This is a genomic window from Bradyrhizobium sp. F1.4.3, from assembly GCF_040548375.1.
Classification (GTDB): domain Bacteria; phylum Pseudomonadota; class Alphaproteobacteria; order Rhizobiales; family Xanthobacteraceae; genus Bradyrhizobium.
The window spans coordinates 726,864-752,300 of the sequence record NZ_JBEPRN010000002.1; the positions used below are offsets into that span (position 1 = coordinate 726,864).

A 25,437-nucleotide genomic window follows, 5' to 3' on the forward strand; every position below is an offset into this window, starting at 1 on the left:
CCGCGAGGTGCGGCGCGCTGCCCTGCGCCCGGGGCACGCGCACCGTGTAGCCGGCTCGCAATGACGGAAAAGTCCCTGTAAAACTCTCCGCCATGGACACGTCTCCTTTGATTCTTCTCGCTGCGGGCGGTACCGGCGGCCATCTGTTTCCGGCCGAGGCGCTCGGCGTCGAATTGATCCGGCGCGGCTTTCGCGTCCGTCTCGTCACGGACGAGCGCGCGCTGCGCTACAGCGGGCTGTTCAGCAAGGACATGATCGACGTCGTCGCAAGCGAGACCGCGCGCGGCCGCAATCCGTTGCAGCTCGCCTATGCCGGCCTCACGCTCGCCACCGGCACGCTGTCGGCCTACGGCCTGATCAAGCGGTTGAAGCCGGTCGCCGTCGTCGGCTTCGGCGGCTATCCGACGCTGCCGCCGCTGGTCGCGGCGAAATTCGCCGGCGTGCCCGGCATCATTCACGACGCCAACGCGGTGCTCGGCCGCGCCAACCGCTTCCTCGCGGGCCGTGTCCGCGCGATTGCGACGTCCTTGCCCGGTGTGCTCGATCGCGATCCGGCGCTCGCCAGCAAGACCACCACAGTCGGCACACCAATGCGGCCGGCGATCCTCGCCGCAGCCGCGGTGAAATATGTCGCGCCTGAAGTGAACGGACCGCTCCGTCTGCTCGTCGTCGGCGGTAGCCAGGGCGCGCGCATCATGGCCGATATCGTGCCGGGCGCGATCGAGCGGCTCGAGCCCGCACTGTGGAGCCGGCTCATCCTCACCCAGCAGGTGCGCGACGAGGACATGGCGCGCGTGCGCGCGGTCTACGACAAGCTGAAGATCAATGCCGAGCTTGCGCCGTTCTTTACCGACCTGCCGGCGCGGCTCGCCTCCAATCATCTGGTGGTGTCGCGCTCCGGCGCCGGCACGGTCGCCGAACTCGCCGCGATCGGCCGTCCCTCGATCCTGGTGCCGCTGCCGGGATCGATCGACCAGGACCAATTCGCCAATGCCGGCGTGCTGGCCAAGGTCGATGGCGCGATCCGCGTCCCGCAGACCGAATTCACCTCCGATCGCCTGGCCGCCGAGATCTCCGCCTTCGCCGCCGAGCCCGCGCGCCTTGCCGCTATGGCCGAAGCCGCTCGCGGCGCCGGCCGGCTCGATGCAGCCGAACGTCTGGCCGATCTGGTGGTCAAAGTCGCGGGAATCTGACGCGAAAAAGCCCTTGTCTTCGTCTTCTAAAGCGGGGCATCCAGTAAGAACGGCGCGGCTGATTTGGCCGTGACCTTTGCCAGATGCCGCCTGCGCAAGGCCGTGAGGTCAGGGAACAGAGCATGAGACTGCCGCGTGAGATCGGACCCATCCACTTCGTCGGGATCGGCGGGATCGGCATGAGCGGCATTGCCGAGGTGCTGGTCAATCTCGGTTATACCGTTCAGGGCTCGGACGCTTCCGACAATTACAATCTCGACCGTCTGCGCAAGGCGGGCGCAAAGGTTTCAATCGGCCACAAGGCAGAGAATGTCGACGGCGCCGACGTCGTCGTGGTGTCCTCGGCAATCAAGCGCGACAATCCGGAATTGATGGCGGCGCGCGAACGGCGCATTCCCGTGGTGCGCCGTGCCGAGATGCTGGCCGAGCTGATGCGGCTCAAGAGCTGCGTCGCGATTGCCGGCACGCACGGCAAGACCACGACGACCACGATGGTCGCGACGCTGCTCGATGCCGGCGACCTTGATCCCACCGTGATCAACGGCGGCATCATCAACGCCTACGGCTCCAATGCGCGGCTCGGGGCCGGCGAGTGGATGGTGGTGGAGGCCGACGAGAGCGACGGTACGTTTTTGAAGTTGCCGACCGAGGTCGCGATCGTCACCAATGTCGATCCTGAGCATCTCGATCACTTCAAGACCTTCGACGCCGTGCAGGACGCCTTCCGCCATTTCGTCGAGAACCTGCCGTTCTACGGCTTTGCCGTGATGTGCATCGATCATCCCGTGGTGCAGAGCCTCGTCGGCAAGATCGAGGATCGCCGCATCATCACTTACGGCGAGAATCCGCAGGCGGATGCGCGCCTGCTTGATCTGACCCCGATGGGCGGCGGATCGAGGTTCAAGGTCGCGTTCCGCAACCGCAAGACCGGCGCTGTGCACGAGATCGAAGATCTCATGCTGCCGATGCCTGGGCGTCACAACGCTTCCAATGCAACGGCGGCAATCGCGGTGGCGCGCGAGCTCGGGGTGTCCGACGACGCGATCCGCAAGGCGCTCGCCGGCTTCGGCGGCGTCAAGCGTCGCTTCACCAAGACCGGCGAATGGAACGGCGTCACCGTGATCGACGATTACGGCCACCATCCCGTCGAGATCGCAGCCGTGCTGAAGGCGGCGCGGGAATCCACCAACGGTAAGATCGTCGCCGTGGTACAGCCGCATCGCTACACCCGCCTGCAATCGCTGTTTGAGGAATTTTGCACCTGCTTCAACGACGCGGACGCGGTGATCGTCGCAGATGTCTATGCTGCCGGCGAGACGCCGATCGAAGGCATCGACCGCGATCATTTCGTCGCAGGCCTGCGCGCGCATGGGCATCGCGAAGTGATCCCGCTGCCGGCGGCGTCGGAGCTCGCGGGCATCGTCAAGGGTCTCGCGACATCGGGCGATCTCGTCGTGTGCCTGGGCGCCGGCAACATCACGCAATGGGCCTATGCACTGCCCGGCGAATTGAAGGCGTTGGGGTGACGATGGCGATTTTGATCTCGCTGTTTGCCAAGCGGCACACTGCGCTCCCTCCGCCCTTGCGGGGGAGGCATAGGCCGCCTTCGGCGGCCGTTCTCTCAAGAGACGCCGAAGCGAGGCTTCGGCTATGGGAGGGGGGTAGCCACGAACTCCGATCTCGCTTGGGGCTACCCCCCTCCCTGACCCTCCCCCGCAGAGAGGGAGGGAGCGGAGATGGCGTGCCTCCCTCACATGAGGGAATCGCATGAGCTTCCCCGACATCACGCTTGCTCTCAAAGCCGCGATGCCTGATCTCCGCGGCCGGCTGCTGGCCAACCAGTCGCTCGCCGAACTCACCTGGTTTCGCGTTGGTGGACCCGCGCAGGTCTTGTTCACCCCGGCGGATGAGGACGATCTCGCCTACTTCCTCGCGCATCTTGCCGCCGACATTCCCGTCTATGTCGTCGGCGTCGGCTCCAACCTCATCGTACGTGACGGCGGCATTGCCGGTGTGGTGATCCGGCTTGCGCCGCGCGCTTTTGGTGAGGCGAATGCGAGCGGCGACATCGTCACAGCGGGAGCTGCCGCGCTCGACAAGCGCGTGGCTGAGATTGCGGCAAGCGCCAATATCGGCGGGCTCGAATTCTACTTCGGTATTCCCGGCACGATCGGCGGCGCGCTGCGCATGAATGCCGGCGCCAATGGCGGCGAGACCAAGGATGTGCTGATCGAGGCCACCGGCGTCGGGCGCGACGGCAGGAAGCACGTCCTCTCCAACGCCGAGATGAAATTCGTCTACCGCAACAGCGGTGTCGATCCCTCCATCATCTTCACGTCCGCGCGCTTTCGCGGCGAGATCAGGGATACTGATGCAATCCGCGCGCGCATGGCCGAGGTGCAGAGCCATCGCGAGACCGCGCAGCCGATTCGCGAAAAGACCGGCGGCTCGACCTTCAAGAATCCGCCCGGTCACTCCGCCTGGAAGCTGGTCGACGCCGCCGGCTGCCGCGGCCTGCGCATCGGCGGCGCGCAGGTCTCGGAGATGCACTGCAATTTCCTGATCAACATGGGCGAGGCCACCGCGCGCGACATCGAGACGCTGGGCGAAACCGTGCGCGAACGGGTAAAGGCAAATTCCGGAATTGAGCTACACTGGGAAATCAAGCGGATCGGACTTCCCGGCTAACCTGGACGAGCGGCGAGAGAACATGCGCACCACCATCCTCTTTGGCGGCTCCAACCGCGAACGTCTGGTTTCTGTCGCGTCAGCCCAAGCGCTGCATCAGGCGCTGCCCGAGGCCGATCTCTGGTGGTGGGACGTCGAGGACAAGGTGCATGTCGTCCAGTCCAAGCAGCTGCTCGAACATGCTCGTCCGTTCGAGGACGAATTCAAGCCGGGCACGCGCGGCGTTCCGCTCGAGCAAGCGCTCGACCAGGCCAGAGCGGAAGACCGCGTGCTGGTGCTCAGCCTGCATGGCGGGCGTGCCGAGAACGGCGAATTGCAGCTGATGTGCGAAGCCCGCGGCGTGGCCTTCACCGGGTCGGGCTCGGCCTCCTCGCATCTCGCCTTCGACAAGATCGCGGCCAAGCGGTTTGCCGCGCTCGGCGGCGTGACGCCGCCGGTGGGCGTTGCGCTCGAAAACATCGATGATGCCTTCGCCGAATATGGCCGGCTGATCGCAAAACCGGCGCGCGATGGCTCGAGCTATGGTCTGATCTTCGTCAACGCCAAGCAGGATCTCGTCGCCGTCCGCAACGCGGCGAAGCACGAAGAATATGTCATCGAGCCCTACATCGCCGGCGTCGAGGCGACTTGCGGCGTGCTGGAGCGGCCGGATGGCTCGATCATCGCGCTGCCGCCGATCGAAATCATTCCGGGCGAGGGCAATTTCGACTACGCCGCAAAATACCTTCTGTCGACGACCCAGGAGATCTGCCCCGGCCGCTTCACGGCGGAGGTCACCGGCGCGCTCAAGCAGCAGGCGATGCTGGCGCATCGGGCGATGTCCTGCACCGGCTATTCCCGCTCCGACTTCATCGTCTCGGACAAGGGACTGGTTTATCTCGAGACCAACACGCTGCCCGGGCTGACCAAGTCCTCGCTCTACCCCAAGGCGCTGAAGGCCGAAGGCATCACGTTTGTCGACTTCCTGCGCGGCCTGATCGAGCTCGCCCAGCAACGCGTGCGGAAATAGTTAGGATTGGTTAACGGCTAAACGGGCGAAAACGCCCGGTTTGGCGGCCAAAACCGGTAAAATGCCGGATATCGTGGCATAACTGCCTCACACGGCTGAGCAAAAAGCATTCCGCGTTAACGAAGTTTACCTTTTGTTTACCAGGAAGTCCGAAGGTTAACGCTGGCGGCGCATATGACGTTTTGGCTGCCGGCGCGTGAGCTGTTGCGGGTGTCTCCGCCACCAGCGAACGCTTTGAGGGGAGCGGTTTCTTCTGCCGAAGACCATTACCCGGCCCGGCACGTCCGAGACGTCATGTTCGCCAGGACCCGCGCGATGTCGCGGGCAAACTGTTGACGAGCTCGTGCAATGGATGGTGCAGGAAGCCTCACCCGGTCGTTTTTCAGATCGCTGAGGCCCCAAGCTGACCTGAAGGCGGCCGCTATTGGAGCGGTCGTGCTTTTGCGCGAGTGGGTGCAGGACAAGCGTGACGAAAAGCGCGCTGCCGCCAAGGACAAGATCAGGACCAAGGCCAAAGCCGTTGTCGAGCGCGAGCCGCCGCCGCGCGTGATCGCGCTGGTCGAGCGCTATCTGCCGCGCCGGGTCGGGATCAGCCTGACCGTGCTGCTCCTGATCGGAAGCTGCGGCTTGGGCATCGTCAAAGGCGGCCATCTCCAGGATTTCATCACGGCCGTCAGCGATGCCCGCAATGCGATGGCCAATTCCGCCGGCTTCCGCATCACCTCCGTGGTCATCAACGGCCGCAAGCAGCTCAGCCAGGACGAGATTCTCGCGATCGGCGGCGTCAGCGGCCGCTCCTCGCTGCTGTTCCTCGATGCCGACGGCGTTCGCGACAAGCTCAAGGCCAATCCCTGGATCTCGGATGCGACCGTGCTGAAGCTCTATCCGGGCCGGCTCATGATCGAGATCACCGAGCGCCAGGCGTTCGCTCTGTGGCAGGAGGGCGGCCGGCTCTCCGTCATCGCCGACGACGGCGCCCTGCTCGAACCCTATGTCTCGCGCGGGTTCCTGTCGCTGCCGCTCGTGGTCGGCAAGGGCGCCAACACGCAGGCCCGCGACTTCCTCGCCTTGCTCGCACGCTATCCGCAGGTGAATTCGGTGACGAAGGCCGCGATCCTCGTCGGCGAGCGGCGCTGGAACCTGAGGCTGAAGGACGGCCTCGACATCCGCCTGCCCGAGCAGGACGTCGGCAACGCACTTGCCGCGCTCTCCAAGCTCGACAAGGACGACAAGCTGTTCTCCCGCGACATCGTCGCCGTCGACATGCGCTTGCCTGATCGCCTGGTGGTGCAGCTGTCCGACGACGCCGCCAAGGCGCGCGAAGACCAGTTCAAGGACAAGAAGAAAAAGAAGGCCGGGGACTCCGCATGACCGGTCTCGATCGCACCCAGACGCCGAAGACGCGCCAGATGCCGCACAAGCGCGGCGGCCTCGTCGCCTGCCTCGACATTGGCACCAGCAAGATCGCCTGCATGATCGCGCGGCTGAAGCCGTCTTCGCCAAGCGAAGCGCTGGGCGGCCGGACCCATGCCGTGGAGCTGGTCGGTTACAGCCAGATCCAGTCGCGCGGCATGAAGGCCGGTGCGGTGGTCGATCTCGCCGAATGCGAACAGGCGGTGCGCCAGGCCGTCGGGCTCGCGGAGAAAATGGCCAAGGTCCGGGTCGAGTCCGTGCTGCTGTCGGTCTCCGGCGGCCGGCTCTCCGGCCAACTGGTCGAAGCCGCAGCCGACATCCGCGGCGGTGCGGTGACGCAGGCCGACGTCAGCCGCGTCACTTCCACCGGCATGCGCCACGCCACCGGCGAGGGCCGCACGGTGCTGCACGCGCTTCCGGTCGGCTACACGCTCGACGGCGTCAAGGGCATCCGCGATCCCCGCGGGATGGTCGCGCGCCAGTTCGGCGTCGACATGAATGTCGTCACCTGCGACGCTACGGTGGCACGGAACCTGATGCTGGCGGTGGAACGCTGCCATATCAACGTCGAAGCCATGGCGGCGAGCCCCTATGTGGCCGGCCTGTCGGTGTTGACCGACGACGAGGCGGATCTTGGCGCAGCCGTGGTCGAAATGGGCGCAGGCACCACCACGATCGCGGTCTATGCCGGCGGCCGCTTCGTTCACGCGGCCGGATTTGCGGTCGGCGGGCAACATATCACGATGGATCTCGCCCGCGGACTCTCCGCAACCATTGCCGATGCCGAGCGAATCAAGACGTTATACGGGACGGTCCTCACCGGCGGATCGGACTCGCGTGAGCTGATGTCTGTACCGACGGCCGGTGACGAGCAGGATCTGCCGCAGATCGTTTCGCGCGCCACCATTGCCAACATCGTCAAGCACCGTGCCGAGGAAGTCTTCGAAATGGTCCGGGACAAGCTGAAGGATTCGCCCTTCGCAGGAGAGCCCAAGGGCCGTGTCGTGCTCTCGGGCGGCGCCTCGCAGCTCACCGGTCTCGTTGAACTCGGAACGCAGATTCTCGGCCGGCCGGTGCGGGTCGGACGTCCGCTAGGTTTTGGCCGGCTGCCCAACGAGGCGAAGAACGCCGCGTTCGCGGTGCCCGCAGGGCTCCTGGTCTACCCGCAATATGTTCACCAAGAACATGTCGAACCGCGGCATACGCGGCAGCAGGTCAAGACAGGGACCGGCGGTTATTTCGGAAAGGTCGGACGATGGCTACGCGAGGGCTTCTGATGATTCTTTTCCGCAATTCCCGACTTTCACCAACTCCCGCGGCCGCCGGCCGGGGCGAACCCACGCGCGCGTGATCGAGAGGCAAACATGACCATTAGTATCAATGCTCCTGATATTCACGAATTGAAGCCGCGGATCACCGTGTTCGGCGTCGGCGGAGCCGGCGGCAATGCCGTCAACAACATGATCACGGCCGGCCTCCAGGGCGTCGACTTCGTGGTCGCCAACACCGATGCGCAGGCGCTGACGATGTCGAAGGCGCAGCGGATCGTGCAGATGGGCACGGCGGTCACGCAAGGGTTGGGCGCGGGCTCGCAGCCGAACGTCGGCGCAGCCGCCGCTGAAGAGGTCATCGACGAGCTTCGCGACCATCTCTCCGGCGCCAACATGGTGTTCGTCACCGCCGGCATGGGCGGCGGTACCGGCACCGGCGCTGCGCCCGTGATCGCCAAGACCGCGCGCGACATGGGCATCCTCACCGTCGGCGTCGTCACCAAGCCCTTCCACTTCGAGGGCGGCCGCCGCATGCGCACCGCGGAAGCCGGCATCAACGAACTGCACAAGGTCGTCGATACGCTCCTGATCATCCCGAACCAGAACCTGTTCCGGGTCGCCAACGAGAAGACCACCTTCGCCGACGCCTTCGCGATGGCCGACCAGGTGCTCTATTCGGGCGTCGCCTGCATCACCGACCTGATGGTCAAGGAAGGCCTGATCAACCTCGACTTCGCCGACGTCCGCGCCGTCATGCGTGAGATGGGCAAGGCGATGATGGGCACGGGCGAAGCCTCCGGCGACAAGCGCGCGCTGACCGCCGCGGAGGCCGCGATCGCCAACCCGCTGATCGACGATAGCTCGATGAAGGGCGCCAAGGGCCTGCTGATCTCGATCACTGGCGGCAAGGACCTCACCCTGTTCGAGGTCGACGAAGCCGCGACGCGTATCCGCGAGGAAGTCGACCAGGACGCCAACATCATCGTCGGCGCGACCTTCGACGAAGCGCTCGACGGCCTGATCCGCGTCTCGGTCGTTGCCACCGGCATCGAGCAGGCCGCGATCGCCCGCAACAGCCAGGCCACCAGCGCTCCGGTTGCGAATGCGGCACCGCAGGCCCAGCAGGCTCCCGCTGCTCCGGCCGCCGCAGCCGAGAGCCGTCTCGCCGACCTGACCGCACGGCTCCGCGCCGACAACCAGCGCATGGCCGAACGTGCCCAGAAGCTGGAGGCGCATGTCCCGGCCGCCGCACCCGGCGCGCCGCGTCCCAATATCGAGCGCGCAGCGCTCGCGGCCATCGCCGCCGCGGTCTCGGAAGTCCCGCAGGCGCCCGCGCCGATGCAGACCTATGGCGACGTCACCGTGCGCCCGATCGCGCAGAAGCCCACGCTGTTCCCGGAGCCCGAGCAGGCGCCGATGGCCATGCATGAGCAGATGACGCCGGAGACCTTCATCCCGCCGCAGGCCGAGCGTGCGCCGGTACGTGCGCCGCGGATGCCGCGTCTCGAGGAACTGCCGATGCCGGCCCAGGCCGAGATTCGTCAGGCCCGTGGCGAGGTCGAGGACGAGACCCCGCAAAAGACCCGGCTGTCGCTGCTCCAGCGCCTCGCCAATGTCGGTCTCGGCCGTCGCGACGAGGAGACCGAGGCGCCGATCGCGGCTCGGACGGCCGGCCCGGCGATGCCGGCGCTGCCCGAGCGCAAGCCGCAGCGGACGGTGGCGCAGCAGATCGCAGCCAGCGAGCCGGTCTCGGAATATGCCCGCCGGCCCGCGCCGCAGGGTCTGGATGCCCATGGCCGCCCTGCACCTGTTGCGCCGGCGCCACAGGGAGACGACCATCTTGATATCCCGGCCTTCCTGCGGCGGCAGGCGACCTGAGGATTGTTACACTAAGGCAGACGCAAAAAGGTCCCGGCGGGAAGCTTGCCGGGACCTATTATTTTGTCCCGTGCATGCCCGGATTGCGCGCTCAAGCAGCTGATTTTAAATCATTAATTACTTATTCGGTGGTTCAGTAAAGTTGCCGATAACGGCCGAAAAACCCGGTGCAATTTGGTTAAGCCTTGGCGCGAATACGGCAGGTTTGGGGTAACAATCGGTAAAAAAGCGTGAGTTGGCGCTGTTTGGGGCAGTGACTATGGTTTGGCGTGACTTGGGGATACGGATTCGGACGGGCGGCCTTGGCCGGGTAGTCGGGTTTTGTATAAGTCGCGATGGGTCGTAGTGGGGCGGGTTCCTGATGAAATTTAGCCGGCAAACAACGCTTCGAGCGCAAGCCACCGTGGCAGGCGTTGGCGTTCATTCCGGTCTTCCCGTCACCCTCACGCTTGGACCTGCACCGGTCGATGCAGGTCTTATTTTTGTCCGCACCGGCCTTGAGGGAAGTGACCGCGAAATTCAGGCGACTGCCGAGCAAGTGGTCGCGACGGACCTGGCGACCGTGCTGGGCGACAGCGAGGGGCCGCTCGTCTCCACCGCCGAGCATGTGCTTGCTGCGCTGCGGGGCATGGGCGTGGACAACGCCACCATTGAGATCGACGGTCCGGAAGTGCCGATCATGGATGGCAGCGCGGCGGCTTTTGTCGCGGCAATCGACCAGGCCGGAATCGTCACCCAGTCGGCGCAGCGCCGCTTCATCCAGGTCCTGAAACCGATCTCAGCCGCAATCGGCGATTCGTTCGGTGAGTTGCGGCCCTATGCCAACGGCTTCCGCGCGCAGGTCGAGATCGACTTCACCAATCCTGTGATCGGCCGGCAGAACTTCGCATTTGAACTCGTCCCGGAGCGCTTTCGCCGTGAGATCGCTCGTGCCCGCACCTTCGGTCTGATGTGCGATCAGGCGCGGCTCTGGGGCGCGGGCTACGCGCGCGGCGCCTCCTTCGAGAATACCGTCGTGTTCGACGAGGAACGGCTGCTCAATCCCGAGGGCCTGCGCTACGCCGACGAATGCGCCCGCCACAAGGTGCTGGATGTGATCGGCGACCTCGCGCTGGCCGGCCTGCCGCTGCTCGGCGCCTACCGCTCGGTGCGTGGCGGCCACAAGCTCAACCACACTGTCCTGTCCGCGCTGCTCGCCGACCGTACCGCCTGGCGGGTGATCGAGGGCGAGGCGGCTCGCCGCACCACGCGTGCCGTCGTCGAAACCGGTCGCGGCCTCGTCGGCGGCCGGATTGCCGCGGCCTACGGACCGGACGTGTCCTGAAAAGACTTGTTGCCGTAGGCGACCGGTCGGCGTTTTCTCCGGGAAACTCCTGGTAACCATGATCCACTAGGATTGCGGCACGTCCGCCTTAATCCGGGCGGAATGCCTGCCTATCCGGTTGGTTAACGATCGTTTTTCGGATACACCGGCGTGGTCGCATGGCAGGCACCACGGTTACATTTCGCGCCCATGACGGGGTTCGTGGGCTGGCGGGCACCGCATCACAAGGCGTCAGGTCTTAAATTCATGTCGGCACAGCGTATGATGCGCGGATATCTTTCGGCTTCGCCAAGGGCTTCGATCAGCGCCCGTGGGCTGCTCCAGGCTGCCACCCTGTTCTTGTTCGCGCTGCCGCTTGGTGGCTGCGGCACCGGTGCGCTCTGGGACAAGTTCACTGCCAAGGACGACACCTTCGTCGAGGAGCCTGCCGACAAGATCTACAATGAGGGCTTGTACCTCATGAACGAGAAGAAGGACATGAAGGCGGCGAACAAGAAGTTCGAAGAAGTCGACCGCCAGCATCCTTATTCCGACTGGGCCCGCAAATCGCTGCTGATGTCGGCCTATGCGTCCTACCAGGGCGGTGACTATGACGGCTGCATCGGCGCCGCCACCCGTTACGTCACGCTGCATCCGGGCAGCCCGGACGCGGCCTATGCGCAATACCTGATCGCCGCCTCGCATTACGACCAGATCCCGGACATCAGCCGCGACCAGGGCCGCACCGAGAAGGCCATTGCCTCGCTGGAAGAGGTGGTGCGCAAATATCCGACGTCCGAATATGCCACCTCTGCCAAGGCCAAGATCGAGGGTGCGCGCGACCAGCTCGCCGGCAAGGAAATGAACGTCGGCCGCTATTACATGCAGAAGCGCGACTACACGGCGGCGATCAACCGCTACAAGGCCGTGGTCACGCAGTACCAGACCACCCGCCACGTCGAGGAAGCGCTGTTCCGGCTCACCGAGGCCTATATGGCGATCGGCATCGTCGGCGAGGCGCAGACGGCGGCGGCCGTGCTTGGGCATAATTTTCCTGACAGCCGCTGGTACAAGGACGCCTATAATCTTGTAAAATCCGGTGGTCTCGAACCGAGCGAGAATCAGGGGTCCTGGATCAGCCGGACCTTCAAGAAGATGGGTCTCGGTTAGGAAATTTGGTTCCATGCTGGCGCGTCTGTCGATCCGTGACATCGTCCTGATCGAACGGCTCGATATTGAATTCGCCACCGGGCTCGCGGTTTTGACCGGCGAGACCGGTGCGGGCAAATCCATCCTGCTCGATGCCTTTGCGTTGGCGCTCGGCGGCCGCGGCGATGCCGGCCTCGTGCGCCATGGCGCGGAGCAGGGGCAGGTCACCGCCGTGTTCGATGTCCCCAAAACTCACCCCGCAGCAAAAATCCTCGCCGAGAACGGGCTGGATGATACCGGTGAAATGATTCTCCGCCGGGTCCAGCTCGCCGACGGCCGCACCCGCGCCTTCATCAACGACCAGTCGATCAGCGTGCAGACGCTGAAGGCGGTCGGCGTCGCTTTGGTCGAGATCCACGGCCAGCACGATGAGCGCGCGCTGGTCGATGCCGCCACCCACCGCCGCCTGCTCGATGCGTTCTCCGGCCTCGAAAAGGACGTCGCGGCGGTCGAATCCCTCTGGGACGCGCGCCGCACCGCCAACACCGCGCTGGAGGAGCATCGCGCCGGCATGGAGCGTGCCGCGCGCGAGGCCGATTATTTGCGCCACGCCTCCGGCGAGCTGAAGCAGCTCGCGCCCAAGGACGGCGAGGAAACCTCGCTCGCCGCCCGCCGCACCACCATGATGCAGGGCGAGAGGATCGCCTCCGACCTGCGCGAGGCGCAGGAGGTCGTCGGCGGCCACAACTCGCCGGTTGCGGCCCTCTCGGCCGCCGTGCGGAGGCTCGAGCGCCGCGGCGTCAATTCGCCGACGCTGGTCGAGCCCGCGGTCAAAGCCATCGACATCGCGATCAACGCGTTGGAAGAGGCCGACCAGCATCTCCAGGCTGCGCTCGCTGCAACCGATTTCGATCCTGGCGAGCTCGAACGCATCGAGGAGCGGTTGTTCGCGCTCCGCGCCGCCTCGCGCAAATATTCGACCCCGGTCGACGGGCTCGCCGCACTCGCCGCCAAATACGCCGCCGATGTCGTGCTGATCGATGCCGGCGCCTCGCGCCTGAAGAAGCTGGAGCAGGCCGCGATCGAGGCCGATGCGCGCTACGCGGCCGCCGCCAAGAAACTGTCGATGGCGCGGCAGAAGTCGGCCGAGAAGCTCAACAAGGCCGTCAATGCCGAGCTCGCCCCGCTCAAGCTCGATCGCGCAAAATTCATGACCCAGGTCGAGACCGACGAGACCTCGCCGGGGCCGCAAGGCTTCGACCGCGTCGAATTCTGGGTGCAGACCAATCCGGGCACCAAGCCGGGTCCGCTGATGAAGGTCGCCTCCGGCGGCGAGCTCTCGCGCTTCCTCTTGGCGCTCAAGGTCGTGCTGTCCGACCGCGGCTCGGCGCCGACGCTGGTGTTCGACGAGATCGATACCGGCGTGGGCGGTGCGGTGGCCGATGCCATCGGTGCGCGGCTGGCGCGCCTTGCCGGCAAGGTGCAGGTGATGGCCGTCACCCACGCTCCGCAGGTCGCCGCCCGCGCCGACCAGCACCTCCTCATCTCCAAGGACGCCCTCGACAAGGGCAAGCGCGTTGCCACCCGCGTCAATGCGCTCGCCGCCGACCACCGCCGCGAGGAGATCGCGCGCATGCTGGCGGGCGCCGAGATCACGGCCGAGGCGAGGGCGGCTGCGGACCGGCTGCTCAAGGCGGCGACGGCTTAGCTTTCGTGTCCCGGACGCGCGTAGCGCGAGCCGGGACCCAGGGTGGCCCCCCCATGGGCCCCGGATCAGCAGTGCACCACGCCGCTGTGGCGGCGCGTTGCACAGCATCCGGGGCACAAGACCTCAACGTGCCTTTACCCCTCTGCCCGCTCTGTAATATTCAACCACTATGGCAAGAGCAGCAAAATCCAAAGCAAAGCCGCTTCGCGACGTCGCCGACCTCACCAAGGCGCAGGCCAAGGTCGAGCACATGCGGCTCACGCTCGAACTCGAAGGGCACGACAAGCGCTACTATCAGGACGACGCGCCTGTTGTCACCGACGCCGAATATGATGCGCTGCGCCAGCGCCTCAACGCGATCGAGAAGCGCTTTCCTGAATTCGTCAGCGCGGAGTCGCCGTCGCAGAAAGTCGGCGCGGCGCCGTCCGGCCGGTTCAAGAAGGTGCGGCACGCGGTTCCCATGCTGTCGCTCGACAACGCTTTCGCCGAGGAGGACGTGCGCGACTTCGTCGGCCGCATCGTGCGCTTCCTGAAGCTCGCCGACGACAAGGTCGATTTCTCCGCCGAGCCGAAGATCGACGGCCTGTCAATGTCGCTGCGTTACGAGGGCGGTGAGCTCGTCACCGCGGCGACGCGTGGTGACGGCGCGGAAGGCGAGGACGTCACCGCCAACATCCGCACGCTCGAAGACGTCCCCGAGAGGCTCAAGGGCCGCAACGTGCCCGATATCTGCGAAGTGCGCGGCGAGGTCTACATGACCAAGAAGGCCTTCCTGGCGCTCAACGAGCGGCAGAAGGCTGCCGGCGACACCATCTTCGCCAATCCGCGCAACTCGGCGGCGGGCTCGCTCCGCCAGAAGGATCCGACCATCACCGCCTCGCGCCCGCTCGGTTTCTTTGCGTATGCCTGGGGCGAGATGAGCGCGATGCCCGAGGGCACGCAGAGCAGCATGATCCACTGGTTCGAGCGCTGCGGCTTCAAGACCAATCCGCTGACCAAGCTGTGTCACTCGGTCGAGGAGCTGATCGCGTTCCATCAGAGAATCGAGGAAGAGCGCGCCGAGCTCGACTACGATATCGACGGCGTCGTCTACAAGGTCGATCGTCTCGACTGGCAGGAGCGGCTCGGCTTCGTCTCGCGGACGCCGCGCTGGGGCATCGCGCACAAGTTTCCAGCCGAGCGCGCCATGACCGTGCTGCGCGACATCGAGATCCAGGTCGGCCGCACCGGCTCGTTCACGCCGGTCGGCAAGCTCGAGCCCGTCGGGGTTGGCGGCGTGATCGTGCAGAACGTCACGCTGCACAACGAGGACTATATCAAGGGCGTCGGCAATAAGGGCGAGGTGCTGCGCGAGGGCCGCGATATCCGGATCGGCGACACCGTCGTGATCCAGCGCGCAGGCGATGTCATTCCTCAAGTGGTCGATGTCATCCTCGACAAGCGGCCGAAGAATGCCAGGGAGTTTCACTTCCCAAAGAAGTGCCCGTGCCCGCTGCACACCGACGTCACGCGCGAGGAGACGGCGGCGGGAGAGGAGGGTTCGCGCGCCCGCTGCACCGGCGAGTTCGCCTGCCCCTATCAGAAGATCGAACACTTAAAACTGTTCGTGTCGCGGCGCGCCTTCGACATCGACGGCCTTGGCGAGAAGCAGCTTCAGTATTTCTTCGACGAGGGCTTTGTGAAGGAGCCCGCCGACATCTTCACGCTGGAAAAACGCAACGCAAAGCTCAAGCTGGAAGAGATCGAAGGTTACGGTGAAACCTCGGTGCGCAATCTCTTCGGCGCAATCGAGAGCCGGCGGAAAATCGCGCTGGAGCGCTTCATCTATGCGCTCGGCATGCGCCATGTTGGCGAGACCACGGGCCTGGCGCTGGCGCGCGGTTATGGCTCCTGGGACGCTTTCCACGACGCCAGCCTCAAGGTCGCCAAGGGCGACGAGGAGGCGATCGCCGAGATGGACGCGCTCGACCAGATCGGCGACACCGTGATCAAGAGCATCGCGGATTATTTCGGCGAGAGCCACAACCGCGGCATCGTCGAGCGCCTGACCAAGGAAGTCGAGATCGTCGACGCCGAGAAGCCGAAGAGCAATTCGGCTGTCGCCGGCAAGACCGTGGTGTTCACGGGCTCGCTGGAGAAGATGACGCGCGATGAAGCGAAGGCGACGGCCGAGCGGCTTGGTGCAAAGGTCTCGGGCTCGGTGTCGAAGAAGACCGATCTCGTGGTGGCCGGCCCCGGCGCGGGCTCGAAGCTCGCCGAGGCCAACAAGCACGGCGTCAAGGTGCTGACCGAGGACGAGTGGTTGACGCTGATCGGGGAGTGAGAGGGGGCAGCTTCGTAACCTCCTACTCCGCCGTCATCGCCCGGTCACGCGGGGGATGACACCGAGAGTGTTGCAACGGCCGTCGCTTGCCGCGACAGCTACATCATCCCCGTCTCTTCCTCCTCCGCTTGCTCGATCAGCGTCTCGCTCACCACGACCTCACGACGCGGCACGACGAAGATCATCGTGCAGGCGCAGAGCAGTGAGATCGCGAGGACCGCGGAGGTCAGCGGCAGCGTCGTAGCGGAATGGCCGCCGAGATAGGCGCCGAATTGCGACATCAGCGCGCCGATGCCCTGTTGCAGGAAACCCATCGCGCCGGAGGCGGTGCCGGCGGCCTCGGGGCGGATGCTGATCGCGCCAGCGGCGGAATTCGCCATCACGAAGGCGTTGCCGGCCATTACGATCATCTGGGTGCCGAACAGCCAGCCCGGCGCCTCGTTCCAGCCTGCAAAGCTCCACAGCAGGTTCAGGAGGCTGCCGCAGAGTTGCAGGCCGAGGCCGAACCAGATCAGCTTTTCCAGCGAGTGCCGCGGCGCAAAGCGCACGCAGAGGAGATTGCCGACCAGATAGGCGAAGCCCGTCGTTGCGAACCACGCGCCATATTCGGCGCTGCTGCGGCCCATCTGCGTCACCACGATGTAGGGGCCGCCGCCGGCGAAGGTGAAGATGATCTGGGACGCCAGCACCTGGCACATCACATAGCCGATGAAGGCGCGGTTCCTGATCAGCATGCCGACGTCGCCGCGGAAGCCGCTGCCGGCTGCGCGGCTGCGGCGCGTCTCGGGGAGTGCCAGTGCGATGCCGATCGCGACCGCGATCGCGCCGATCGTGACGGCATAGAAGATCGCGCGCCAGCCGAACGCGGTCTCGATCAGGCCGCCGGTCAGCGGGGAAAGCATTTGCCCGATCATGAGCGCTGCGACCACGAGGCTGATCATGGAAGCGACACGCTCGCGCTCATAGATGTCGCGGATGATGGCGCGGCTCACCACCATGCCGGTGGCGCCGCCCAGCGCCTGGAAGAAGCGCGCGGCGATCAGTTGCGGCAGGGTTTCGGCGAAGATGCAGGCGATGCTGGCCGCCACCATCAGCGCGAGGCCGGAGAGCAGCACCGGCCGTCGGCCGAACTTGTCCGACAGCGGCCCCATGATGAGCTGCGAGCAGGCGATGCCGACCATGTAGAGCGACACCGTCATCTGCGCGATCGAGATGTCGCGCCCGAACGTCGTCGCCAGCACCGGCAGCGCCGGAACCAGGATGTAGAGCGAGATCGGCGCGATCCCGGTCATGACGACCAGCAGCAGCAACACCACGCGCGAGGTCGCGAGGTTCTTTGTCGCCGTTCCCGGCGGCTTGCTGATCATGCCGTGCATGCGCGTCCGACTTTCGAATTCGAATCGGACTGTAGCGTGCTTGCACAAGACGGATATCGGCGTTTCGGAATGCGGCTATACCGATTCCGGGACTGTTATCATAACAGCGCGTGGGGAGCCGTTGTTTTACGGAGAAGCGGCACGAGGAACGCGCCACGCTGGCCGTGATGGCGGGCGAAGGCGGCTAAGCCTTGCGCAAATCGCGTAGCGCCATGCGCGGCGCTACGTCAGCTCCGCCGTGGCCTGATCGAGCCAGGCCTTCGTCGCCTCGTCCAACGCCGGCCGCACCTCGGCGCGGACGCGGGCGTGGTAGGCGTTGAGCCAGTCGAGCTCGTCCTTGCCCAGCATCGCCACGTCGATCAGCCGGCGGTCGATCGGCGCCAAGGTCAGCGTCTCGAACGCGTTCATCGGTTTCTCGGCGCCCTCGATGTCGGCGGCGACCACCAGCTCGAGATTCTCGATGCGGATGCCAAAACCGTCGGTCTTGTAGTAGCCGGGCTCGTTGGAGAGGATCATGCCGCGCTTCAGCGGCGTGGTGCCGAGTTTTGAAATTCGCGCCGGCCCTTCATGCACCGAGAGATAGCTGCCGACGCCGTGGCCGGTGCCGTGTTCAAAATCGATGCCGGCGGCCCAGAGATATTGCCGCGCCAGCGTGTCGAGCTGCGCACCGGTGGCGCCATCGGGGAACACCGCGCGCGCGATCGCGATGTGGCCGCGCAAAACGCGGGTGAAGCGGTCGCGCATTTCGTCGGTCGGCTCGCCCACTGCCATGGTGCGGGTGACGTCGGTGGTGCCGTCTTCATATTGCGCGCCGGAATCGATCAGCAGAAGGTCGCCGGGTGCGATCCGCCGGTTGCTCTTGCGGGTGACGCGATAGTGCACGATGGCGCCGTTCGGGCCCGTGCCTGAGATTGTCGGGAACGACACGTCCCTCAAGGCGCCGGTGTCGCGGCGGAACGTCTCCAGCGCCTCGACCGCGTCAATCTCGGTGAGCTTGCCGCTTGATGCCTCGCGGTCAATGAAGGCGAGGAAGCGTGCCAGCGCCACGGCATCGCGCCGATGCGCGGTCCTCGTGCCGGCGATCTCGGTCGTGTTCTTCACCGCCTTCAACAGCGCGATCGGATCGCTGCCGCGCACCGGCTTGCCGCCGCCGCTCGCAATCAGCCGGCTGAGCGCGTCGGCTGCGGTGGCATTGTCGAGCGCAACCGCGGCACCGCTCTTGGCGAGCGCCATCAGCGTCGGCGCCATCGCATCGGGCTCACGTACGTCGGCGGACTGTTCGAGATGATCGCGCGAGAGGTTGGAGAGTTTGCGATGGTCGATGAAGATCGTCGGCCGGCCGTCCTTCGGCACCAGCGCGTAGGATAGCGGCAGCGGCGTATGCGCGACGTCGGCGCCGCGGATGTTGAAGGTCCAGGCCACGGCGTGGCTGTCGGAGAGCACCAGCGCGTCGGCGCCGAGCTTGTCGATCTCGCTCCTGATCTGCGTCAGCTTGTCGGCCTCGGCGACGCCGGCATATTGCAGGCCGTGGACCGTGACCGGCGCCAGCGGCGGCTGCGGCCGGTCCTGCCAGATGGCGTCGACCGGATTGCTGTCGACCGCGACGAGCTCGGCGCCGGCCTTGGCGCAGGCGGCGGCGAGGCGCTCGGCTGCCGCAAAAGTGTGCAGCCACGGATCAAATCCGAGGCGGTCGCCGGCATTCAGATGCGCCGACACCCAGCTCTCCGGCGGCGGATCGATCAGCGACTCGACCGCCCAGGCCTTGGCGTCGACCTGCTTGGCCGCCTGGATCGTATAGCGGCCGTCGACGAACACCGCCGCCTCGTGGGCCAGCACCACCGCGAGTCCCGCCGATCCGGTAAAGCCGGTCAGCCAGGCCAGCCGCTCTTCCGACGGCGCCACATATTCGTTCTGCTGCTGGTCGGCGCGTGGAATGACGAAGCCGGTCAGCTTGCGGCGGGCAAGCTCTTCACGGAGCGCGGCAAGCCGCGCCGTCAATGCGACGCCGGCCTCGGGCTCCTCGAACGTCTGGAAGTGTGCTTCGAACATGGCTCAGTTTAGGATCATGGGGATGAGTCCGCAATGTAGACGCATTTGGGGTCGCATCTGGCATGGACTGTGCTTGAAAAGTTCCGCTTGAGTCGAGTGGAGTAAAAGGATGCGGCTTTTGAGCTTCGTCCGGATAACAGGGAAGTTCGAGCAAGTGTTTCAACTCAACGGCGAGGGGATGCACGATGCCTGCGTTCACGTTTGAGAAGATCTCGCCGCCGCCGCGCCGCGCCCCGGCCGCAACCACACCGAAGAAGCCGCGCGGCCTCATCAGCCAGATGATCGACCGTTTCGCCGAGCGCCGCGCCCGGCGCGCGTTGCGCGCATCGGCGCGGGGTGACGAGAAGCCGGTGAAGTAGCGCTGCTCTCGTTCACCTCTCCCCGTAAGAACGGGGCGAGGGAGCGCACCGCACTCACCCCATCCTCCTTAGCAACAAACTGCTCCACCCCTCGATCCGCAGATGCCGCAGCGGCACGAGGCCGCGCGCGCGGTAGGCGGCGATGACGGCGGGGGCCTGGTGCGTCAACAGGCCGGAGAGGATGATGCGGGCGCCAGGTGCCAGGTGCCGGGTCATCGGACCTGCCAATTGCCGTAACGGGTTGGCAAGGATGTTGGCCAGCACCAGGTCGAACGGGCCGCGTTTGGCAAAATCCGGCGCGGCGAAGCCTGTGGCGCGGATCACCCGCACATGGTTGCCAACTTCATTCAGCGCCGCGTTCTCGGCTGCCACGCGCACGGAGGGCGGGTCGATGTCGGAGGCGAGCACCGCGCGATGCAGCGCCTTCGCCGCCGCAATTCCCAACACGCCGGTACCGGTGCCGAGATCGAGCACGCGCTTCGGCCGCGAGCTTTTCAGGACATGGTCAAGCAGCAGTAAACAGCCACGCGTCGTGCCGTGATGACCGGTGCCGAAGGCGAGCGCCGCCTCGATCTCGATGGCGAGCTTGTTTGGCGCCACGCGGTCGCGGTCGTGGCTGCCGTGGACGACGAAGCGCCCGGCCGGCACCGGGACGAGATCTTCCAGGCTCGCCTTGACCCAGTCCTTGGCCTCGATCGTGTCGAACGCGAGGGTGTTGGCGATGTCATTTCCTGCTGAGGTTGCAACGAGTTCGTGTAAGCCCGCCTGATCCGGCGCCTCGGCGAAATGCAGCGTGACATCCCATTGCCCGTCCGGCCGTTCGAACGCTGCGACCGCCGCATCGCCCTCGAAAAAGACCTCGGTGAGCAGGTCGACGACGCGTCTGGCGGCGGCCTCGTTGCCGATCGAGAAGCTGGCGCGATGGGTGGGGGCAGGCTGCATCCTGGGGTTCCACTGAGTTCAATTTTTGGAGCTTTTGTTCCAGATTTTTCGCATAACTTGCGATGTATAGGTTAATCCGATCGTAGGTTGCATTCCGTAGATTTCCGGATGTTGGATCCAGCCAACACAGCTTGAAATGGAAACGGAGGCGATCTTGAAGCACATGATTTCGAAGTTCTGGTCCGATGAGTCCGGCGCAACCGCGATCGAATACGGCCTGATCGCGGCCGGTATCGCGCTGGCGATCATCACCGTGGTGAACAGCCTGGGCACCACCCTGAACGACAAGTTCGGTTCGATTAGCAGCTCCTTGAAGTAATTTCCGCCTCCCATTTCCCAGCGGGGGCTACTTTCTTCATAGACAGGTTTTTCGACGAGCGCCCGCCGGGGGAATTGCCCCTGGCGGGCGGAGTCGTTTTGGGGCGCAAGCGAGGCCTGCTGATGTCCACAGGCTTTCCACCGATTCTTCGGATGCCATCCACCGACTTATGCCCGGCTTATCCCGCGCCTTTTCCACAGCCTGATCCAGGGTTGTCCCGTGAGGTCGCGCCAGGCTTTCACCGCTTCACCACAGCTTTCCCGACAACCTCGCCACAGTCCATCCACAGACCTATCCACGACTTGCGAACAAGCCGCGGTGATCCCTTAAAATCGCCTGCGCGGCGTTGTGGCCGGGGGCACCGGTGACGCCGCCGCCGGGGTGGGCGCCGGAGCCGCAGTGATAGAGGCCCTTCAGCGGCCCACGATAATCCGCATGGCCCAGCATCGGCCGCGCTGAGAATAGCTGGTTCAGCGTCAGCGCACCGTGGAAGATGTCGCCGCCGAGCAGCCCGAACTGCCGTTCGAGATCGAGCGGTGACAGGATCTGACGGCCGAGTACGCTGGCCGCAAAACCCGGCGCGTAGCTGTCCACCGTCGCGACCATGAGATCGGCGACCTCTTCGCGGTGGTCGTCCCAGGACTTTCCGTCGGGCAGTTCGGGCGCGACGTGCTGGCAGAACAGGCTGGCGACGTGTTTTTCTGCGGGCGCCAGCGTGTCGTCGAGCGTCGACGGAATCAGCATCTCGACAATCGGCTGCTTGCTCCAGCCGTGCGCGCGCGCATCGAGATACGCGCGATCCATATAGCCGAGGCTCGGTGCCAGGATGATGCCCGAGCTGAGGTGATCGCCGTCGCCGGGCAGCGCGGTGAAGGAGGGCAGGCGGTCCAGCGCCACGTTCATGCGGAAGGTGCCGGAGCCGTTCTTCCAGTGGCGGATGCGGGCGAGGAAGTCGGCGGGCATGGCGTCGGCCGCGACCAGCCGCGTATAAAGCAGCTTTGGATTGACGTTGGCCGCGACATATTTTGCGCGAATGGTCGAGCCGTTCTCCAGCACCACGCCGACGGCGCGGTCGCGCTCGACGATTACCTCGCGCACGCCGGCATCGGTGTCGATCACAACGCCCCGGTCGCGCGCGGCGCGCGCCATCGCCTGCGTGATCGCGCCCATGCCGCCGATGGCGTGGCCCCAGACGCCTTTCTTGCCGTTCACCTCGCCGAAGGCATGATGCAGCATCACATAGGCCGAGCCCGCCGCGTAAGGGCTGGCATAATTGCCGACGATGGCGTCGAAGCCGAACAGCGCCTTGACCAGATCGTGCTCGAACCGCTCATCCAGCATCTCGCCGGCCGAGCGGGTGAAGAGATCGAGCAGGCTGCGGCTTTGCTCCAGCGTCAATCCGCGGAGGATGTTGGCGCTCTGGACCGCGTTCACGGCCTCGCGGAGCGCGCCGATGCCAAAACTGTCGAGCAGGTTCGGCGGCGCGCGCAGTACGAACTGCCGCAGCACATCCGCGATGTCTTCCAACTCGCGCGAAAACCCGTCGAGCGCGGCCGCGTCATGGGCGTTGAGTCGCGCGACCGATTCCTTTGTTCGTCCCTCTCCAGTGAGGAGATAGCTGCCGTCGGGCGCGGGCAAAAAATTTTGCGCGCGCCGCTCGACCACGCGCAGGCCCTGCTCGGCGAGTCCCAAGTCGCGGATCACCTGTGGATTGAGCAGGCTCACGGTGTAGGCCGCGACCGAATTGCGAAAGCCCGGATGAAACTCCTCCGTGACCGCGGCCCCGCCGACCACCTTGCGGCGCTCGACGACGTGCACGCGCAGGCCCGCCATCGCGAGATAGGCCGCGCAGGTGAGGCCGTTATGGCCAGCGCCGATGATGACGACGTCGGTTTCGGTCATGATGTTCCTGGCGTCATTCCGGATGGTTCGAAGGACCAGACCCGGAGTCCTTGGATCCCTGGTTCGATGCTGACGCGTCGCCCGGGAATGACGTTCTATATCAGGCATTTCTCGCGGCAACATCACGAGACCATTTATTGCCCGTTCAGGCGGCTTGTGCTCCATTGCGCGCGCCCGGCGCCCGCCGGGGATTGCCTGCCGGAGCTCCCATGGATTCGATTGTGCAACCTGCCGCTACGGAGCAACCGTCCTCGTCGCGCAACCGGCTGCTGCTGACGGTCTACACTGCCGCGATCTTCGTCAGCGCACTGCTGCTGTTCTCGGTGCAACCGCTGTTCACGAAAATGGTGCTGCCGCGGCTGGGCGGCTCGCCGGCGGTGTGGTCGGTGGCGATGGTGTTCTTCCAGTCACTGCTGCTCGCGGGCTATGCCTATGCGCATCTGCTGATGCAGATCAAGAACCGCGTCGTTCCCGTCGTGATCCATCTCGCGTTGCTGGTCGTCGCCTTCGTCACGCTGCCGCTCGGCATCGCCGGCGCCTATGGTGAGCCGCCGGCGTCCGGCTATGCGTTCTGGCTGCTCGGCCTGTTCGTGATGTCAATCGGCCTGCCGTTCTTCGCGCTCGCCGCCAACAATCCGCTGTTGCAAGCCTGGTTCGTCCGCACCGGCCATCCTGATGGGCGCGATCCCTACTTCCTGTATGCCTCCTCTAACATCGGCAGCTTCCTCGCGCTGTTGTCCTATCCGTTCCTGCTGGAGCCGATGTTCACGCTGCACACGCAGAACCGGCTCTGGACCGGCGGCTATGGCCTCCTGATCGTTTTGATCGCAGCCTGCGGCGTGCTGCTGCTGCGCTCGCCGAAGCTGGCGGTGGTTGATGCGCAAACCGAGGACGCGAATGCGCCGGCACCTGGCATCGTGATACGGCTGCGCTGGATCTTCCTCGCTGCCGTCCCGTCAGGCCTGCTCATCGCCGTGACCGCGCACATCTCGACCGACGTCGCGGCGGCGCCACTGCTGTGGGTGTTGCCACTGTCGCTGTACCTGCTCACCTGGGTGGTGGTGTTCCAGTCGCGGCCGCTGTTGCCGCACAAATGGATGCTGATGCTCCAGCCGGTCGCGATCGCGGGCATCATCTTCCTGCTCGCCTTCGGCGGCGAGCAGAACTTGCTGCTCACGCTCGGCGGCCATCAATTGTGCTTCTTCGTCATCGCCATGGCCTGCCATGGCGAATTGGCGCGGACGCGGCCGGCGGCGAAATATCTCACCGGCTTCTATGTGGCGCTGTCGTTCGGCGGCATGATTGGCGGCCTGTTCGCTGGCCTTGTTGCGCCGTTCAGCTTCTCATGGATCGCCGAATATCCGATCCTGGTCGCGCTTGCTGCGCTCTGCCGGCCCTCGGCAAACGAGCGTTTCGCCGGCATCGTCAAATGGTACTGGCTGGCCCTCGCCGCGCTCGCGGTGGCTCTGGTCGTGCCGTCCTACACCACGGGCGATCTCACGATCTGGCTCGAGGATCACCGCGTCTGGGTTGCCGGCGCCGTCGGCGTGCTGGCAGCGCTTCTTGCGCTCGCGGTCAACGCCGGTCGCTGGAAGATCTTTGCCACTGTCGCGCTCGCGCTGGCATTGATCCGGTTCTATCCGGCGGACGAAGGTCGCGTCACCACCGTGCGCAGCTTCTTCGGCGTGCACAAGATCGTGGTGACGCCCGGCGGCTATTTCCATGTGCTGATGCACGGCACCACCATTCACGGTGCCGAGCGCTTCCGCAACAATGACGGCACACCCGTTACCGGCCGTCCCGAGCCGATCACCTACTATCACAAGGACGGCGGCATCGGTCAGGCCATCACCGCGATCCGCGAGCGCAAGGGCGTGCCACTGAAAGTCGCCGCGATCGGCGTCGGATCGGGTACGCTCGCTTGCGCCGCCGAGCCCGGCGAGAGCTGGAAATTCTTCGAGATCGACCAGTCCATGGTCGACGCTGCGCGGGATCCGAAGAATTTCCGTTACATATCGAGCTGCCTGCCGGACCTGAAGCCGGTGATCGGTGACGCACGCCTTACCTTCGCCAGGGAGCCGGACGGCGCTTACGACCTCATCATCGTCGACGCCTATTCGTCTGATGCGATCCCGATTCATCTTGCGACCGAAGAGGCCATGAAGATCTACAAGGACAAGCTCGCCCCGCATGGCGCCGTAGTGATGCACGTCTCCAACCGGCATCTCGATCTCGAGCCGGTCGTGGTCGGCATCGCCGACGCCAATGACCTAAAGAGCTGGGTCTACAACGAAGATTCGGGGCGCGACGCCGACTACATCTTCTCCACCGATGTCGTCATCTCCGCGCGCGATGCAGCCGACGTCGGCAAGCTCGCGTCCTCCAAGGTCTGGGAGGAGACCGACCCCGACGAGAAGGTGCGGGTCTGGACCGACGATTATTCCAACATCCTGGGTGCGCTGTACCGGCGCCTGAGGGACGGGGAGTAGGGCTATTGCGGGCGCCCCGGACGCAGCGCAGCGCGGTGCGATGCAGGGCCGGGGCCCATAGTTCTT

General features: G+C 65.3%; 18 protein-coding genes. 14 read left to right on the top strand and 4 right to left on the bottom strand.

Annotated elements, in window-relative coordinates:
* Positions 1–92: 92 nt before the first annotated feature.
* The 11 genes from murG (at position 93) to ligA (ending at position 15,935) form a co-directional block, all read left to right on the top strand.
* Positions 93–1,193 carry an undecaprenyldiphospho-muramoylpentapeptide beta-N-acetylglucosaminyltransferase gene (gene murG, locus ABIB73_RS10905; protein WP_354223819.1) on the top strand — a complete coding sequence of 367 codons (1,101 nt, stop codon included), beginning with the start codon at positions 93–95 and terminating at the stop codon, positions 1,191–1,193.
* Positions 1,194–1,315: 122 nt separating this feature from the next.
* Positions 1,316–2,719 (top strand): UDP-N-acetylmuramate--L-alanine ligase, encoded by a 1,404-nt coding sequence (murC, locus tag ABIB73_RS10910; RefSeq protein ID WP_354223821.1) that lies wholly within the window; start codon positions 1,316–1,318, stop codon positions 2,717–2,719.
* A gap of 241 nt (positions 2,720–2,960) precedes the next feature.
* Positions 2,961–3,881, top strand: coding sequence for a UDP-N-acetylmuramate dehydrogenase (gene murB, locus ABIB73_RS10915; RefSeq protein WP_354223823.1), 921 nt, complete (start codon positions 2,961–2,963; stop codon positions 3,879–3,881).
* Positions 3,882–3,903: 22 nt separating this feature from the next.
* Entirely contained in the window at positions 3,904–4,890 is a 987-nt protein-coding gene (locus ABIB73_RS10920) for a D-alanine--D-alanine ligase family protein (RefSeq protein ID WP_354223825.1), read from the top strand.
* Between the two features lie 348 nt (positions 4,891–5,238).
* On the top strand, positions 5,239–6,261 hold the full coding sequence (locus tag ABIB73_RS10925; protein ID WP_354223827.1) for a cell division protein FtsQ/DivIB: 1,023 nt from the start codon (positions 5,239–5,241) through the stop codon (positions 6,259–6,261).
* Positions 6,258–7,580, top strand: a complete 1,323-nt coding sequence (gene ftsA, locus ABIB73_RS10930; protein ID WP_354223828.1) for a cell division protein FtsA — start codon at positions 6,258–6,260, stop codon at positions 7,578–7,580. Before ABIB73_RS10925 ends, ftsA begins: the two co-directional genes overlap by 4 nt.
* An 87-nt stretch (positions 7,581–7,667) precedes the next feature.
* The gene (gene ftsZ / locus ABIB73_RS10935; RefSeq protein ID WP_354223830.1) at positions 7,668–9,452 is read left to right on the top strand and encodes a cell division protein FtsZ; all 1,785 of its coding nucleotides are present in this window, start codon (positions 7,668–7,670) and stop codon (positions 9,450–9,452) included.
* 361 nt (positions 9,453–9,813) lie between these two features.
* On the top strand, positions 9,814–10,776 hold the full coding sequence (lpxC, locus tag ABIB73_RS10940; protein ID WP_354223832.1) for a UDP-3-O-acyl-N-acetylglucosamine deacetylase: 963 nt from the start codon (positions 9,814–9,816) through the stop codon (positions 10,774–10,776).
* A 246-nt stretch (positions 10,777–11,022) separates the two neighbouring features.
* Positions 11,023–11,925 carry an outer membrane protein assembly factor BamD gene (locus tag ABIB73_RS10945; protein WP_354223833.1) on the top strand — a complete coding sequence of 301 codons (903 nt, stop codon included), beginning with the start codon at positions 11,023–11,025 and terminating at the stop codon, positions 11,923–11,925.
* A 13-nt stretch (positions 11,926–11,938) separates the two neighbouring features.
* The gene (gene recN / locus ABIB73_RS10950) at positions 11,939–13,612 is read left to right on the top strand and encodes a DNA repair protein RecN (protein ID WP_354223835.1); all 1,674 of its coding nucleotides are present in this window, start codon (positions 11,939–11,941) and stop codon (positions 13,610–13,612) included.
* A gap of 169 nt (positions 13,613–13,781) precedes the next feature.
* Entirely contained in the window at positions 13,782–15,935 is a 2,154-nt protein-coding gene (gene ligA / locus ABIB73_RS10955) for an NAD-dependent DNA ligase LigA (protein WP_354223836.1), read from the top strand.
* A 98-nt stretch (positions 15,936–16,033) separates the two neighbouring features.
* On the opposite strand, the gene ABIB73_RS10960 is transcribed toward ligA, so the two are convergent.
* Together ABIB73_RS10960 and ABIB73_RS10965 are read right to left on the bottom strand one after the other, a co-directional pair.
* A complete protein-coding gene (locus ABIB73_RS10960) occupies positions 16,034–17,311 on the bottom strand; it encodes a multidrug effflux MFS transporter (protein ID WP_354223837.1) in 1,278 nt (425 codons plus the stop codon).
* Between the two features lie 222 nt (positions 17,312–17,533).
* A complete protein-coding gene (locus tag ABIB73_RS10965; RefSeq protein ID WP_354223839.1) occupies positions 17,534–19,360 on the bottom strand; it encodes an aminopeptidase P family protein in 1,827 nt (608 codons plus the stop codon).
* 185 nt (positions 19,361–19,545) lie between these two features.
* Here ABIB73_RS10965 and ABIB73_RS10970 point away from each other — a divergent pair, with 185 nt between their 5' ends.
* Positions 19,546–19,719 carry a hypothetical protein gene (locus ABIB73_RS10970; protein ID WP_354223841.1) on the top strand — a complete coding sequence of 58 codons (174 nt, stop codon included), beginning with the start codon at positions 19,546–19,548 and terminating at the stop codon, positions 19,717–19,719.
* Between the two features lie 54 nt (positions 19,720–19,773).
* Here ABIB73_RS10970 and ABIB73_RS10975 read toward each other — a convergent pair whose 3' ends face one another.
* The gene (locus tag ABIB73_RS10975) at positions 19,774–20,661 is read right to left on the bottom strand and encodes a 50S ribosomal protein L11 methyltransferase (RefSeq protein WP_354223843.1); all 888 of its coding nucleotides are present in this window, start codon (positions 20,659–20,661) and stop codon (positions 19,774–19,776) included.
* Between the two features lie 163 nt (positions 20,662–20,824).
* Here ABIB73_RS10975 and ABIB73_RS10980 point away from each other — a divergent pair, with 163 nt between their 5' ends.
* The gene (locus tag ABIB73_RS10980; protein WP_502918421.1) at positions 20,825–20,980 is read left to right on the top strand and encodes a Flp family type IVb pilin; all 156 of its coding nucleotides are present in this window, start codon (positions 20,825–20,827) and stop codon (positions 20,978–20,980) included.
* A 291-nt stretch (positions 20,981–21,271) separates the two neighbouring features.
* Here the strand turns inward: ABIB73_RS10980 and ABIB73_RS10985 are convergent, their stop codons facing one another.
* Positions 21,272–22,882 carry a phytoene desaturase family protein gene (locus ABIB73_RS10985; RefSeq protein WP_354223847.1) on the bottom strand — a complete coding sequence of 537 codons (1,611 nt, stop codon included), beginning with the start codon at positions 22,880–22,882 and terminating at the stop codon, positions 21,272–21,274.
* A 209-nt stretch (positions 22,883–23,091) separates the two neighbouring features.
* On the opposite strand from ABIB73_RS10985, the gene ABIB73_RS10990 reads away from it, so the two are divergent.
* Complete coding sequence (locus ABIB73_RS10990) at positions 23,092–25,371, top strand: fused MFS/spermidine synthase (RefSeq protein ID WP_354223849.1); 2,280 nt, start codon at positions 23,092–23,094, stop codon at positions 25,369–25,371.
* Positions 25,372–25,437: the final 66 nt, after the last annotated feature.